Origin of the sequence: Kibdelosporangium banguiense (assembly GCF_017876405.1) — a bacterium.
Taxonomy (GTDB): Bacteria; Actinomycetota; Actinomycetes; order Mycobacteriales; family Pseudonocardiaceae; genus Kibdelosporangium; species Kibdelosporangium banguiense.
Genome location: NZ_JAGINW010000001.1, coordinates 9559221 through 9573431, shown reverse-complemented (window position 1 = coordinate 9573431; position 14211 = coordinate 9559221). Strand labels below are relative to the sequence as shown.

The window sequence follows — 14211 nt, the reverse complement described above, 5'->3', positions numbered from 1 at the left end:
CCCGCCGGTCGGCGGGGGTGGGCAAGCCGATCGGCGGATGGTCTGCCTGCGGTGGGGTCGGTCAGGGTGATCATTCCTGATCCATGACAAGAGCACGGGACACGCCTTCACGATGCTGCCCACCATTCAGCGGATTCTCGATCTGGAAAGTGTTCGCCACGGGCTGCCGGCGGTATTGGCCGGCGTGGAGAACATCGATCGCGAAGTGCGATGGGTGCATGTTGCGGGTGGCTCGCGGCGTGGGGAGATCGTCCTCGCGGCCGAGGTGCCGCAGGACAGCGTGCCGTGGCTTGATCGTCTGGCGGAGACCGGTGTTGCCGGTGTGATTGTTCACGCTTCCACGCCGATTGCGGAGGAGGCGGTGCGTGCAGCGCAGCGGTGGGGCCTGCCGCTGGTGCAGTTACGGCGGGAAACCCGGCTTCTGGACATCGTCGACGCTGTCCACGCGCTTGTTGCAGCCGGGCAGTTCGAGGAGTTCCGTCGCTGCGAGGAGATCCACCGTCGCTTTACCGAGCTTTCGCTGGCTGGGGCCCGTGCCGCGACGGTGGTGTCGCAGGCTGCCGCCTTGGCCAAGTGCGCTGTCGTCCTGGAGAACACGGCGCACCGGGTGCTCGCCTTCGAACCGGCGGGAGCGGACCCGGCCGTGCTGGACGGCTGGGAGTCGTTGTCCCGCAAAATCGTTTCACCTGGACAGACCGGCTACGACCACGAGACGGGGTGGCTGGTCGCCCGGGTCGGCGCCCAGGGGCAGGACTGGGGCCGGTTGCTGGTCAGATGCACGGAACCGTTGACCAGGCACGTGATTCTCGCCGAACGGGCGGCCGGAGTGATCGCACTCGACTGGCTGGCGCGCGACGGCGAGGATCCCCAACTGCAGGCTCAGCACACGCTGCTGGAGTCCTTGCTGGAAGGTGATGTCCTGTCGTCGGATTTCGCCATGCGCGCGGCGGCCATGGGCGTTCCGCTGGACCGTTGCGTGCTGGTGGCCGCGGTCATCCGTCATCAGCCTCGGCGCGATCTCGTCCGGCCGGTCAGGGAGGCGTTGCGGGATAATCGTCAGGTCGGTTTCTGTGCGGCCCTCGACGGCGTTTCGGTCGGGGTATTGCTCGCCCTGTCACCGGATGACGACCCGTACGACCATATGGGGCGGCTAGCGGACGCGGTGCACCGGGCAGGCGATGTGATCGTCGGTGTCGGCCAGCCGGTGGCCTCGGTCGAGGATGTGCGGGGCGCGTTGCTGGAGGCGAAGCAGGTGGCCGCGGCCGCCAACGGCGTGTCGCTGCCGTATGTGAGGCTGAGCGATCTCGGGCTGCGCGGACTGATGTATCTGTTGCGCGATGATCATCGCGTGCAGGCTTACGTCGAGCGAGAGCTGGGCCCGTTGCTCGAGCACGCCGAGCTGGTCGCCACATTGCGGGCCTATGTGGACAGTGGCGGCAACAAGACCGATGCCGCCGCGGCCGCGCACCTGTCCCGTCAGGCGCTGTACGACCGTCTCAAGCGAGCCGGTCAACTGCTCGGTGCGGACCTCGACGCACCGCACGTCCGGGCGTCCCTGCAAGCGGCTTTGCATGCGTTCGACGCAATCGGGCATTCTTGACACACTGTCCGTCCGGGAATCATTTTCCGTCGGGATGTCAACACTTGCCGAGCGGTGAACCCATCCGGGATCTTCCTCGTATTGCTGGTGAAGCCTATTCGGGAAATCGTTCTTGTCGGGAGTTCGTGTGATTGTCGAAGAACGTGTCGGTGTCGTGAGTGCGGTGGCGGTCGTGCGTGCCGACAGGGAGTACCGTCTGGTCGCGAACCGACCGATCGTGGCAGGTGAACGGCTGTTCGCCATCGTCGGTGAAGCGTCCATGCGGCCAACCAGGTACACCGTGCAGGTCGGGCCTGCCACGCATGTAGATGTTCCGGAGGAGTATGACTTCGAGGCCGTTCTCGACCGATTTTACTGGCGCTTTATGAATCACAGCTGTGACCCGACGGTGGCAATACGAGGCCGCGCGGTGTTCGGCTTGAAACCGATTGATTTCGGACAGGAGATCACATTCGACTACAACACCACCGAATACGACATGGCGGAGCCGTTCACCTGTCGCTGCGGCGCCGAGGCGTGCGCCGGGCTTGTCCGGGGCTACCGGTATCTGTCCGATGAGGACCAAGCACGATTGCGGCCGCGGCTCGCGACCCACCTGCTGTCGCTGAGCTCGTGATGACCTCGACGGTCCAGTCCCCGCCGATCTCGCTCTACAGCTTCTTCGAGCGCGCGGCCCAGCGGTGGCCGGAGGCCATCGCGGTGGACATCCCGCCGGCCACCGGACGGCCGGAGCGCAGCCGGACGACCTACCGGGACCTGCTGCGCAAAACCGGTGTCGCCGCCGGGATCTTCGAGCGGATCCTCGGCCGTGGACGGGTCATCTCGATTTTGCTGCCGCGTACGTCCGACTCGCTGTACGCGGCGCAGCTGGCGGTGCTCAAGTCCGGGTCGGCGCACGTGTGCGTGGACCCATCGTTCCCGGATGATCAGCTCACGCACATCCTCAGCGACTCGGGCGCCAGAGTGCTTGTCACCGACGCGCTGGGAGCCAAGCGGGCGACGCGGATCGGCTATCAGGGAACGATTGTCAGGGTCGACGGCCCGCTGGCGGAGTTGCGGCCGGTCGAGGCGCCGCGTGCGCCGGACGGCTTGGCCTACCTGATCTACACGTCCGGCACGACGGGACGGCCGAAGGGCGTGATGATCGGGCACGCGGGCATCTCGAACCTGATCGGGTCGGACCTGGCCGAGTTCTCTCTCGGTCCTGGTGACCGTGTGGCGCAGGGCTCGTCGGCCGCGTACGACTCCTCGGTCGAGGAGGTGTGGATGGCCTTGTCGTCCGGTGCCACCGTGGTGGTGATGGACGACGAGACCGTCCGGCTCGGCCCGGACGCGGTGCCGTGGCTACGCGACGAACGGATCACCGTGTTCTGCCCGCCACCGACCCTGCTGCGCGCCGCCGCCTGCCCCGATCCGCAGGCGGCGTTGCCAGACCTGCGGCTGTTGTACGTCGGAGGCGAGGCACTGCCCGACGACGTCGCCGAACTGTGGTCGCGTGGGCGGCGTATGGTCAACGGATACGGCCCGACCGAGTGCACAGTCACCTGTCTGCGTCAGGACATCGTTGCGGGGCAACCGATCGCGATCGGCCGAGCGGTGCCAGGCATGCAGGCGTGGGTGCTCGACGAGAACCTCACGCCGGTCGCCGCAGGGCAGCGGGGCGAGCTGTGCATGGCAGGGGCCGGGCTGGCGATCGGCTACCACAACCAGCCGGGCCTCAGCGCCGAGAAATTCCCGGACCATCCCGCCCTCGGCCGGATCTACCGCACTGGCGACCTGGTACACGCCGAACCGGACGGGACGCTGTTCTACCACGGCCGGATCGACTCCCAGGTCAAGGTCCGCGGCTACCGGATCGAACTGGAGGCCATCGAGACGAGCCTGGCCCGCTGTGATGGCGTGCGGGAGGCGGCCTGCCGTGTGCAGGGAGACGGCCCCGCGCAGGCGATCGCCGCGCACATCATCCCGGTGGACCCGATGCGTCCGCCCCCTGTGGACAGTCTGAAGACCAGGCTGCGGACGGAACTGCCCGGCTATATGGTGCCCGCGCTGTTCGGGGTGATCGATGACCTGCCGCGCAGCGCAGGCGGCAAACTGCGGCGCACCGACCTGCCGGTGCTCACGCTTCCCGAACGCCGGCGCGGTGGCGTGGCCGCGGCAGACCCGGTCGAGAAGGCGATAGCGCAGGCGGTCGGCGAGGTCTTCGGCCTGGCCGACGGTGTGTCCGTACGGGACGACTTCTTCAACGATCTCGGCGGTACCTCGCTGCAGGCAGCGATCCTCATCTCCAAACTACGGACCAACCCCGCGACCGACACCATTACGGTTCGGGATGTCTACGAGGCGCGTACCGTCACCGAACTCGCCCGGAGAGCGAGACCCGCCACGCCTGTGCGGCACGAACCGGCGCCCATGCCGGTGGTCTCGTCCGCCCGGGATGCGGCCAAGGTGACCGCGATCCAGACGGCGTGGATCGTTCTGGAGCTCATCCTGCTGGCGCCCGTGGCCTACCTGGTCACCTTCAAGTTCCTGCCCTGGCTGGCCGGGGAGATCGGCCTGCTTCCGCTCGTGCTGCTCGTGCCGTTCGTGCTTGTTCCGGCTGGCCTGGCCTGGACACCGATCGCCGTGTTCGTCGCGGTCCGGCTCAAGAAGATCCTCATCGGCCGGTACCAGCCCGTCCGTGCTCCGGCGTGGAGCGGTCTGCGCGTGCGCGTCTGGATTGTGCAGCACATGGTCCGCCTCATTCCGTGGCGGACGATCGCCGGGACGGAGTTCCAGTGCATGGCTCTGCGTGCGCTCGGGGCACGGATCGGCAAACGGGTGCACATCCACCGTGGCGTGAACCTGACCCAAGGGGGATGGGACCTGCTGGACATCGGCGACGACGTGACTCTCAGCCAGGACGCGCACATCGGACTGGTCCAGTTCGAGCACGGGCAGCTCGTCATCGGCCCGGTCAGGATCGATTCTGGTGCCACTGTGGACATTCGTGCCGGTCTCGGTCCGGGGACCAGGATGGGGCGCGACTCCTGGCTGGCGCCGTTGTCGTCACTGCCGGCGGGGCGGTTCCTGCCGGACAGCGAGATGTGGGACGGAGTGCCTGCCCGTCTGGTGGGCCCAGCGCCGCAACCGCCGGATCCGGTGGGGGAGGGGAGTGTCCTTTCCCCGGTCCTGCATGGGATCGCGATGATGGTGTGCCGGACTCTGATGGCATGGGTGCTGGCGGTTCCTGCGACTGTGTTGATGGTCGGTGTCATCCTGCGCTATCAGCTGACGTTCGACTCAGTGCTTGTGGCGCTGACGAATCCCTTGGCATACCTGCCGTTCTTCCTGTCGATCGCGGTGCTGGTGTGTGTGACACTGATCGTCACGCTCGTGCTCGAAGCACTGGCGGCGCGAGCGTTGGGCCGCGTGACCGACAAGGTCATCAGCCGATGGAGCCCGGCCTACATCCGGATCTGGCTGAAGAGCGGGCTGGTGGAGTCGGCGGGCCGCTGGTTGTCCGGCGGGCTGTACTGGCCGGTCTGGCTGCGCTGGGCCGGAATGAAGGTCGGCCGCGGCTGCGAGATCAGTACCATCATCGATGTCGTGCCCGAACTCGTCCACATCGGACCCGACACGTTCTTCGCCGATGGCATCTACCTGGGCGGCCCCAGGATCCAGCAGGGAACGGTCGCGCTTGCCGGTGTCCGGATCAGCGAACGGACCTTCCTGGGCAACCACGCGGTCATCGCGGGCGGCCAGCGGTTGCCGTCGGACATCCTGATCGGGATCAGTACCGTGGCCGACGACCGGGTGATCCGGCCGGGCAGTTCGTGGTTCGGGCATCCGGCCTTCGAGTTGCCGCAGCGGGAAGTGGTCACGGTTGACAGGTCATTGACCCACAAGCCTTCGTTGATCCGGCGGGTCAATCGGTTGTTCTGGGAGTGGTTGCGGTTCGTTCTTCCGGTCGTGCCCCTTGCCGTGATGGTCGCCTGGTTCTGGGGTATCGCGTTGGCTGTGGAGACCTTGCCGTACACGGGTTTCCTGGTGATCGGTGCCGCTGCGGTGACGTTCGGGGCGGCACTGTTGCCGTGCCTGATCGTCCTGGCGATGAAATGGTTGCTGCTGGGTAAAGTGCGGCCGGGTGTGCATCCATTGTGGTCGTGCTGGTGCAGCCGGTGGGATTTCCTGTACGTCGCGTGGGGCGTCATCGCCAGCGGCGCGCTCGCCGCGGTCGAAGGCACGCTGTTGCTGGCGGTGTATCTGCGCCGGATGGGCATGAAGATCGGCAAACGCGTCGTGCTCGGCGACGGTTTCGCCCAGGTCGTCGACCCCGACATGCTTCATTTCGGCGACGGCGCCACCGTGAACGCGATGTTCCAGGCCCACACCTTCGAGGACCGCGTCCTCAAGATCGACCGGGTCACGGTCGGCGCGCACTCGACCCTGGCCAACGCCACGGTCCCGCTCTACGGCGCCGACATCGGCACAGGCACATATGTCGCGCCGCACAGCGTTGTGATGAAACACGAACACCTGTTGCCGAATCTTCGTTACGAGGGTGCCCCGACCCGCGCATGAGTAGTGCTTCGTCAGGCCGGGTGAATCTTCTTTGGTGGTACCCCGGGTGGGCTGATTTACAGGTTCGTTCCGCGCTCAGGCACGTAGCGCCGCGAGGACGGTGTCCACGCATTGCTCGGCGAGAGCGGGAGTCAGCGGCAGATGGCCGAACAGTGCCCGGTAGTACAGCGGGGCGGCCAACGCGTCGAGTACGAAGTCCATGTCGAAGTCCGCGCGCACCTCGCCTCGCTGGACAGCCGAACGCAACGTGGTGGCGGTTGTGTCCCGTCTGGGGTGGAACACTCGGCTGCGGAACTGCTCGGCCAGCTCCGGGTCGGTGGCAAGATCGGCCACCAGCGCCGGTAGGGCCCGGCCGAGCGGCGTCTGGGCCAGTGAGTCAACCAATGTCATCATGCCCGCGATGAGGTCCGCCCGCAGGTTCCCGGTGTTCGGAGTTGGTTGCAGGCCAAGGCTGTCGGCCACCGCGTCGACCACGAGGTGACGTTTTGACGGCCACCGCCGGTACACGGCCGGCCGGTGCACGCCTGCGCGTTCGGCCACCATGCCCATCGACAGCGCGGTGTAGCCGACTTCGCCCAGCAGGGCGACAGTGGCCACCAGTACCGCGCTGTCGATGCGCGCGTCACGGCTCCGCCCTGCCATCTAGAACACCGGCGTGGGCACCAGCACCACGCGCCAGCCGTCCGGATCGGCAAAGGTGAAGGCGCCTTGTTCGGCCCAGAACGGGTTCTCCGCAGTCACCGGCTCGTGACCGGCTTCCGCCAGCCGCTCCATCGCCTCGTACATCCGTGCCTCACCGGCGAAGTACAGCACCAGCAGATTGTCGTCCGTGGGCGCGGGACACGGGCTACCGTCCACATGGGACGTGAACTCGAGGTGGTACGCCGTGCCGGGGAGGCCGAGCATGACGCCGTCATAGCCCGCGTGCCCGGTGAACCGGTAGAGCTCCGGCAGGCCCAGACATCCCGAGTAGAACTCCACCACTTCGTCCAGCTTGTCCGTTGGCCGCGCCACCCGCACCTGAGCTACCGCGAGACCGTCCGGCCACGCCTGCGTTGTCGTTGTCATGTCATTACGGTACACGCTGTACCGATTTGTGGCGAGCCTGCGGCCGGGTTGCATGGACTATGTCATGTAGCATAAGTTACCGACCAGTAGCTTGATGGAGGTGACGAGCGGATGAGCCCGCGCAAGAGCGAGAGCCGGGAGCGGATGGTGCTCAGTGCTGCCGCGTTGCTGCGGGAGTACGGGGCCACCGCGACGAGTATCGACCGGGTGCTGGCGCACAGTGGTGCTCCGCGTGGCTCGGTGTATCACCACTTTCCTGGTGGGCGGGCGCAGTTGATCGATGAGGCGGTGTCGCTGGCCGGTGACTTCATCGCGGGTCTGATCGAGGCCGGTGCGCAGGCCACCGATCCGGTGAAAGCGGTTGATGCGTTCTTCGCGATGTGGCGGGAACGGTTGGTGGACAGCGATTTCCGGTCCGGGTGCCCGATCGTGGCGGTGGCGGTGGAGACCAATGACGAGGCCCCGCAGCTGGTTCGTTCCGCTGCCGCGGTGTTCGTTCGCTGGCAGCAGGCGCTGGCCGCGATGTTCGTCCGGCACGGCCTGTCCGAGGAGCGGGGGCGGCGGTTGGCCGCGTTCGTCATTGCCGCGGTGGAGGGTGCGGTGATCATGTGCCGGGCCGAGCGGAGCACGGTCCCGCTGGAAGCCGCTGCTACTGAGATTCACGATTTGCTGGTCCACGCACTGCGCTGATGAATGGAGTTGGATATGCCTACGCTCGAACGTCAGGACGACGTGTTCATTCTCGATCTCGGGGACTCGGAGAACCGGTTTCATCCGGACTGGATCGCCTCGGTGGACGCCGCGCTGGAGGAGGTGGAGCACGCTGCCGGGGCCCGTGCTCTGGTGACCGCCGCGACCGGGAAGTTCTTCTCCAACGGCCTGGACCTGGAATGGCTGGCGGCGCATGGGGAACAGGCGCAGGGGTATGTCGTGGCGGTGCACGGGTTGTTCGCGCGGGTGCTGGCCCTGCCGGTGATCACGGTGGCCGCGTTGCAGGGGCACACGTTCGCTGCTGGGGCGATGTTGTCGCTGGCGCATGACTTCCGGGTGATGCGCGCCGACCGGGGTTTCTGGTGCCTGCCGGAAGCCGAGATCAACATTCCGTTCACCCCGGGCATGTCCGCGTTGATCCAAAGCCGGTTGAGCCCGCGGACCGCGCATGAGGCGATGACCACCGCCCGTCGCTACGGCGGTCAGGACGCTCTCGCGGCCGGCATCGTGGATCACGCCGTGGCCGAGGACGCGGTGCGTGCGACTGCGGTGGAGATCGCCCGTGCGCAGGCAGGTAAAGCCGGCCCGACCCTGGGCGTCATCAAGTCACGGATGTACGCACACGCCCTGGACGCGTTGCGGGACAAGGACACCCCTCTGGGCTGAGGACCGCGACGAGGAGACGAGCTGATGACTGATCAGGCCGAGGGCACCTGGCACAAGAGCGCCTGCATTCTCTGCGAGAACAACTGCGGGATCCAGATTCGGCGCGACGGCCGCCGGTTCGCCAAGATCCGCGGCGACAAGGACCACGTCGCCACCGGCGGTTATACCTGCAACAAGGCCTTGCGCCTGGACCACTATCAGAACGGCGGGACCAGGCTGACCACGCCGCTGCGGCGTGAGGCCGACGGAAGCTTCACCGCCGTCGACTGGGATACGGCCATGCGCGAGATCGCTGCCCGCTTGACCGCGGTCCGCGACACCCATGGCGGTGAGACGATCTTCTTCTACGGTGGCGGGGGACAGGGCAACCACCTTGGCGGCGCCTACAGTGGCGCCCTCATGCGTGCCTTGGGCGCCCGCTACCGCTCCAACCCCCTGGCCCAGGAGAAGACCGGCGAGGGCTGGGTCGACGCCCATCTGACCGGCGGGCACACCGTCGGCGACTTCGAGCATGCCGAGGTTTCGGTCTTCCTCGGCAAGAACCCTTGGCAGTCACACGGTGTGCCGCGCGCCCGCACCGTGCTCAAGGAGATCGCCAAGGACCCGGCCCGCACCATGATCGTCATCGACCCGGTGCGCACCGAGACCGCTGACCTCGCCGACATCCACCTCCAGGTCCGGCCAGGCACTGACGCCTGGTGCCTGGCCGCGATCCTCGGCATCCTGGCCGCCGAAGACCTCATCGACCATGCCTTCCTCGACGCCCGCACCACCCAGGCCGAGCAGGTACTGCCGCACCTGAAACAGGTAGACGTCGCCCGCTGCGCCGAGATGTGCGGGCTGCAAGAGGATCTGCTGCGCACGGCCGCACGGCGGATCGGCACCGCGTCCAGTGTGTCCACCTACGAGGACTTGGGCGTGCAGCAAGGCCCCAACAGCACGCTCGTGTCCTATCTCAACAAGCTCATCTGGCTGCTGACTGGGAACTTCGCCAAACCGGGCGCCATGCAGCCACATTCGTGGATCGCCCCGCTGGCTCGTTACGACACGCGCGAGCGTCGCACCCCCGTCACCGGCGCCCGTATGCCCGGGGGCCTGGTGCCGTGCAACGTCATCGCCGAGGAGATCCTCACCAAGGATCCCAAGCGGTTCCGGGCGATGATCATCGAGTCGGCCAACCCAGCCCACTCACTGGCCGACTCCACCGCGTTCCGTGCGGCGCTGGCCGCGCTCGACCTGGTCGTCGTCATCGACGTCGCGTTGACCGAGACCGGCCTGCTGGCCGACTACGTGCTGCCCGCCTCCTCCCAGTTCGAGAAGTGGGAGGCCACTTTCTTCACCTTCGAGTTCCCCCGCAACACGTTCCACCTGCGTGCCCCGGTCCTGGAGTCGCTGCCGGGCACCCTGCCCGAACCCGAGATCTACGCCAGGCTCATCCGTGAGCTCAATGCGGTTGCGCGCACACGGCTGGCGGTGCTGCGTACTGCGGCACGTCTGGGCCGCACACCGTTCAAGCTCACGTTCGTAGCGCTGGCCGCGATGGACAAGAACGTCGTCCCTATGGCGCCCTACCTGCTCTACGAGACACTCGGACCCACCCTGCCCGACGGCGCACGCTCGGCCGCCGTGCTGTGGGCGCTCGCACAGCGCGTCGGCAAGGACTACCCACAGGCCATGCGCCGTGCCGGTCACGCCAACGCCGACGCTCTGTTCGACGCCATGCTGGCCGGTCGTTCGGGCGTCACCTTCACCTTGGACGAACCCGAGGACGCTTGGCGGTACGTGCCCCACCCCGGCCACCGCATTCCACTGCCCATCCCGGAACTGCTCGATCTCCTCGACGCCCTCGAGAAGACCCCGGCCGTGCACACCACCGACGACTTCCCGTTCGTGCTGGCCGCCGGACAACGCCGGGCCTTCACCGCCAACGCGATCTTCCGCACCACCTCCTGGCGGCTACGGGACGCGGGCGGCACCCTGCGCCTCAACCCTCAAGATGCCCAGCGCCTCGGGCTGAGCGACGGCTCCCAAGCCCGGATCACCACCACACGCGGCAGCGCCCAGGCCACCGTCGAGATCGACGACCGCATGCAGCCCGGCCACGCAGCCCTGCCCAACGGCTTCGGCCTCGACCTGCCCACCGAGCACGGCACCGAGCGCACCGGCGTGGCCCTGAACACCTTGACTGACCTGCGCCGCCGCGACCCGATCGCCGGCACGCCCTGGCACAAGCACGTGCCCGCGAACATCGAACCGCTTCCGAACCATCAGGAGACTCCATGACGACCCTGGACATCGCCGCCATGTCCGGCCTGGAACTGATGCGCTGGGTCCAGACCGAACGGCCCACCGGCATTCCCACCATCGGCCGGCTGCTCGGCATGCGGTTCGACGAAGTGGAGCACGGCCGCATCGTCGTCTCGCTGGACACCAGACCGGACTTCGCCAATCCCCTCGGCACCGTCCACGGCGGCATCGCGGCAACTCTGCTCGACTCGGCCATGGGCTGCGCCGTGCACACCACCCTGCCCGCCCGCGTCGGCTACACGACCCTGGAGCTCAAGGTCAACTACATCCGGGCCGCGCAGACCGACGGACGAACCCTGACCGCTGAGGGCACCGTCATCCATGTCGGCCGCCGCACGGCGGCCGCCGAAGGCAGAGTGACCGACGAGAAAGGCAAACTGGTCGCCCACGCCACCACCACCTGCCTGATCATCAACTCTGAGGACTGACCGGCAACGCTCGGTCGCCACTACGGGCCAAGCTGATCCGGGAGCTCGACTCCGGCTGGACATCAGTGCCTGGCAATGAGTTTGACCGCGATGATGGTCAGATCCGCGTAGAGCTGCGCGCGGTTTTCAGGTGATTCGATCGCCATGTGTCACTCTCGGGATTCGCTTGCTGTGGGCCGGCTGTACAAGCCCGGCTTTCCACTTCGGACTCACTCGGCTGACACGGCCGCGATGAGGTGGGGTGAGATCGCGGCGGCCATCTGTTTCGGTGTGCCGGGGCAGCCGTGCCGGAGCCAGTCGATGACGCTGCCGAACGCGTCGCCACCGGGGAACTCACCGTGCCGGAAGTCGCCATGAACGGCATGGTCCTGCTGTTCGCCGGGCACGAGACCACAGCCAACATGATCGGCCTGGCCACCCTGGCCCTGCTGGAGAATCCCGGGAAGGCCGCACGGATCCGGGACACCGACGATCCCGCCGTGGTCGGCAGCGCCGTTGAGGAACTACTGCGTTACCTGTCCATCGCCCAGGACATGATCCTGCGCGTGGCCGCCGAGGACCTCACCATCGGCGGGCAACTCGTTCGCGCCGGAGATCTGCTCACGGTCAATCTGCCCGCCGCCAACCGGGATCCTGCTTTCCTCGACCAGGCCGACGATTTCGACGTCGACCGCAACACTCGCGGGCACCTCGCCTTCGGCTATGGCGTCCACCAGTGCCTGGGGCAGAACCTCGCACGAGCGGAGTTGCAGATCGCCCTGCCGGCCTTGCTGCGCAGGCTGCCGAATCTCCGGCTCGCGATACCGCTCGAAGAGGTGAGGTTCCGGCACGACATGTCCGCCTACGGCGTACACGAACTCCCCGTCATGTGGTGACGTCTACGGGAAGCCCTGAGCTCGCCGGCCTGGGTGTCCCCAGACCGGCGGCTTCGTTTTGTTACTGCTTACCAGCGGACACCGATGTTGGACGGTCCGGCCGGGCCGACCACGCTGGCCTCGATGAATCCCGCGGGTACGCCGTTGCAGTACCACGACTGCGGCCCGGCTACGGCATCGAAGGGGTACCGGCAGATAGTGCGGCCATTGGAGTACAGGACCGCTTCCGCGCCACCCCGGCCGTGCACGTCGAAGTCGACGGACAGCTGTCCTTCCGAGAAGTTACCCGCCTCGACCCTGCATGCGCTCTCGGGACAGGTCTTCGACTTCCCGCCTGCTGACGCGGCCAAGGGCGACATGACAGACGCGGCAGTCGCGACAGTCCCCAGGACAGCGGCGCGCTTGAACGATTGGCGCATATATTCTCATTAAGGGCCTCACCTGCGGAAAATGCCCCCCGCGGCAAGCCGTTACCGAATTTCCCCAACTGATCATGGCGAAGCGCGACTTCACATCGGCAACAGCGCGGTTTCACCAGCCGAACCCGGCCCTGCGCTTGGGACTTACCAGGTCACGGGAAGTGCGTAGACGCCGTAGACGAATCCGTCGTGTTTGAACGGGATCTCGTCCAGTTCGGCGGCGAGCCGCAGGGTGGGGATGCGGTCATGGCGCTGGTTGTCGCGTTGCCCCGGGTGCGTGCAGATAGTGGTCGGGTACGCCGATCAGGACGAACTGCTCGACCAGGGTGGCCAGTTCGGGGGTGAGTTCGCCGTCGTGGATGCCGCGGACCTGCTTGGCGTCCAGGGTGATCGCGGGCTGGTGGTAGTCGAGCATCCGGGCGTTCTCGAAGGCGTACCACGTGGAGGGGAACTGGAAGATGAGTGCGGTGCCGCCGTGTTGTGCCTGGTGGTGGGCGTAGATCGGGTTGATCGCCAGCCGGCCGGCGGCATGTGGCCAGTCACCGGACTGCCGGGGCGGGCCGAGGTCGAGTGCCTGAGGCCCGGCGATGATGGTCAGCCATTTCGCTTCTGTGTCAGCAGAACAGACCTCTGGCGCGGTGTTGGCCAGGTACGACCGGACGAGTTCGTTCTCGTCGAACAGGACAGTGTGCATGTTCATGGCCAGTCCGAGGTATTCCGCCGGACTGAGTTCGCTGCCCTCGTTGGGCTCGACGTGCCGGTTGCCGACCCGGGTGAGCAGGATCGGGCCGCCCGGGGTGCAGCGGCGCAACTCGTCGAGGCAGAATTGCTTGCCGGGTAAGAGATGGAACGCGTCCGAGCATAACGCGCCGCCGAACGTGTCGTCAGGGAACGGCAAACCGTCGCCGGCGTCCGCGCACACGAACATCGCCTCTGGTGCGATGTGGCGTTTGGCGACCCAGAGCTGGAAGAAGTTGCGGTCCACCCCGACAACCGGCCGGGATCTGGGCCACTGCACGATCGTGTGCGCGAGATGCCCGAAACCGCAGGCCAGATCGAGCACGGGCCGGTCGTCGTCGGGCAGTACCTGCAGGCAGGTGAGCGCGGCCAGGTGCCGGGGCTGGCCGAAACGGCAGAGGAAGTACCCCATCAGTTCCTGATCCACGCCCCGGGACCGCAGATAGAACAGTCTCATCCAGTCCTGCGCCGAATGCTGTTGTGCCAGCATCTTTCGCACCGTCCGGCGGCGTAACCATGTTCCCAGCGCTGCGGCTCCCGGTACGCCCCACAGCCGGTGCCCGCCACGAACCGGCACGTTCGGCGGGAACGACAGCAAACAGACCAGGGCTTCCTGCCCGTTTCCTGCCTTGACCCACTCGACGAGGTCGGCGACCGCCGGGCCGGACACCTCTTGCGCACTGGTGGTGTGGTGCTGCACGGCTACTCGTCCTTGCCGCAGGACCGGAATGCCGTCGATCACCGGGTAGGTGTGGTGACCGCAACCGACCAGTCCGAACCGGACAGGCCGGTAATCCATCGGTCTTCTGCATTGAGGGCACCGCAAAGAGAACATG

Annotated in this window: 12 protein-coding genes; 8 read left to right on the top strand and 4 right to left on the bottom strand. The window is 66.9% G+C overall.

Features of this window, described 5'->3' with window-relative positions; translation table 11 throughout:
• Positions 1 to 112: 112 nt before the first annotated feature.
• The 3 genes from JOF56_RS43420 to JOF56_RS43410 all read left to right on the top strand — a co-directional run bounded on the left by JOF56_RS43420 (position 113) and on the right by JOF56_RS43410 (position 6163).
• On the top strand, positions 113 to 1600 hold the full coding sequence (locus JOF56_RS43420) for a PucR family transcriptional regulator (protein WP_209645390.1): 1488 nt from the start codon (positions 113 to 115) through the stop codon (positions 1598 to 1600).
• Between the two features lie 154 nt (positions 1601 to 1754).
• On the top strand, positions 1755 to 2216 hold the full coding sequence (locus JOF56_RS43415) for an SET domain-containing protein-lysine N-methyltransferase (protein ID WP_209645389.1): 462 nt from the start codon (positions 1755 to 1757) through the stop codon (positions 2214 to 2216).
• Positions 2216 to 6163 carry a non-ribosomal peptide synthetase gene (locus JOF56_RS43410; RefSeq protein ID WP_209645388.1) on the top strand — a complete coding sequence of 1316 codons (3948 nt, stop codon included), beginning with the start codon at positions 2216 to 2218 and terminating at the stop codon, positions 6161 to 6163. Before JOF56_RS43415 ends, JOF56_RS43410 begins: the two co-directional genes overlap by 1 nt.
• A gap of 75 nt (positions 6164 to 6238) precedes the next feature.
• Here the strand turns inward: JOF56_RS43410 and JOF56_RS43405 are convergent, their stop codons facing one another.
• Both JOF56_RS43405 and JOF56_RS43400 read right to left on the bottom strand, forming a co-directional pair.
• Complete coding sequence (locus JOF56_RS43405; RefSeq protein ID WP_209645387.1) at positions 6239 to 6805, bottom strand: TetR/AcrR family transcriptional regulator; 567 nt, start codon at positions 6803 to 6805, stop codon at positions 6239 to 6241.
• Positions 6806 to 7231: a VOC family protein gene (locus JOF56_RS43400; protein WP_209645386.1), complete on the bottom strand. Its 426-nt coding sequence runs from the start codon at positions 7229 to 7231 to the stop codon at positions 6806 to 6808.
• Between the two features lie 111 nt (positions 7232 to 7342).
• On the opposite strand from JOF56_RS43400, the gene JOF56_RS43395 reads away from it, so the two are divergent.
• The 5 genes from JOF56_RS43395 (at position 7343) to JOF56_RS43375 (ending at position 12218) form a co-directional block, all read left to right on the top strand.
• On the top strand, positions 7343 to 7921 hold the full coding sequence (locus tag JOF56_RS43395) for a TetR/AcrR family transcriptional regulator (RefSeq protein WP_209645385.1): 579 nt from the start codon (positions 7343 to 7345) through the stop codon (positions 7919 to 7921).
• Positions 7922 to 7936: 15 nt separating this feature from the next.
• A complete protein-coding gene (locus JOF56_RS43390; protein ID WP_209645384.1) occupies positions 7937 to 8608 on the top strand; it encodes an enoyl-CoA hydratase-related protein in 672 nt (223 codons plus the stop codon).
• Positions 8609 to 8632: 24 nt separating this feature from the next.
• Positions 8633 to 10891 carry a molybdopterin-dependent oxidoreductase gene (locus tag JOF56_RS43385; RefSeq protein ID WP_209645383.1) on the top strand — a complete coding sequence of 753 codons (2259 nt, stop codon included), beginning with the start codon at positions 8633 to 8635 and terminating at the stop codon, positions 10889 to 10891.
• Positions 10888 to 11343, top strand: coding sequence for a PaaI family thioesterase (locus tag JOF56_RS43380; RefSeq protein ID WP_209645382.1), 456 nt, complete (start codon positions 10888 to 10890; stop codon positions 11341 to 11343). Before JOF56_RS43385 ends, JOF56_RS43380 begins: the two co-directional genes overlap by 4 nt.
• A gap of 284 nt (positions 11344 to 11627) precedes the next feature.
• Entirely contained in the window at positions 11628 to 12218 is a 591-nt protein-coding gene (locus tag JOF56_RS43375) for a cytochrome P450 (RefSeq protein WP_307855516.1), read from the top strand.
• 68 nt (positions 12219 to 12286) lie between these two features.
• Here the strand turns inward: JOF56_RS43375 and JOF56_RS43370 are convergent, their stop codons facing one another.
• A complete protein-coding gene (locus tag JOF56_RS43370; protein ID WP_209645381.1) occupies positions 12287 to 12637 on the bottom strand; it encodes a hypothetical protein in 351 nt (116 codons plus the stop codon).
• 244 nt (positions 12638 to 12881) lie between these two features.
• Complete coding sequence (locus tag JOF56_RS43365) at positions 12882 to 14174, bottom strand: class I SAM-dependent methyltransferase (RefSeq protein WP_209645380.1); 1293 nt, start codon at positions 14172 to 14174, stop codon at positions 12882 to 12884.
• Positions 14175 to 14211 lie beyond the last annotated feature (37 nt).

What these genes read in the sequence shown, in the direction of transcription:
- JOF56_RS43420 (WP_209645390.1), top strand. Translation starts at nt 113, where the DNA reads ATGCTGCCCACCATTCAGCGGATTCTCGATCTGGAAAGTGTTCGCCAC.
- JOF56_RS43410 (WP_209645388.1), top strand. Translation starts at nt 2,216, where the DNA reads ATGACCTCGACGGTCCAGTCCCCGCCGATCTCGCTCTACAGCTTCTTC.
- JOF56_RS43405 (WP_209645387.1), bottom strand. Translation starts at nt 6,805, where the DNA reads ATGGCAGGGCGGAGCCGTGACGCGCGCATCGACAGCGCGGTACTGGTG.
- JOF56_RS43400 (WP_209645386.1), bottom strand. Translation starts at nt 7,231, where the DNA reads ATGACAACGACAACGCAGGCGTGGCCGGACGGTCTCGCGGTAGCTCAG.
- JOF56_RS43395 (WP_209645385.1), top strand. Translation starts at nt 7,343, where the DNA reads ATGAGCCCGCGCAAGAGCGAGAGCCGGGAGCGGATGGTGCTCAGTGCT.
- JOF56_RS43390 (WP_209645384.1), top strand. Translation starts at nt 7,937, where the DNA reads ATGCCTACGCTCGAACGTCAGGACGACGTGTTCATTCTCGATCTCGGG.
- JOF56_RS43385 (WP_209645383.1), top strand. Translation starts at nt 8,633, where the DNA reads ATGACTGATCAGGCCGAGGGCACCTGGCACAAGAGCGCCTGCATTCTC.
- JOF56_RS43380 (WP_209645382.1), top strand. Translation starts at nt 10,888, where the DNA reads ATGACGACCCTGGACATCGCCGCCATGTCCGGCCTGGAACTGATGCGC.
- JOF56_RS43370 (WP_209645381.1), bottom strand. Translation starts at nt 12,637, where the DNA reads ATGCGCCAATCGTTCAAGCGCGCCGCTGTCCTGGGGACTGTCGCGACT.
- JOF56_RS43365 (WP_209645380.1), bottom strand. Translation starts at nt 14,174, where the DNA reads ATGGATTACCGGCCTGTCCGGTTCGGACTGGTCGGTTGCGGTCACCAC.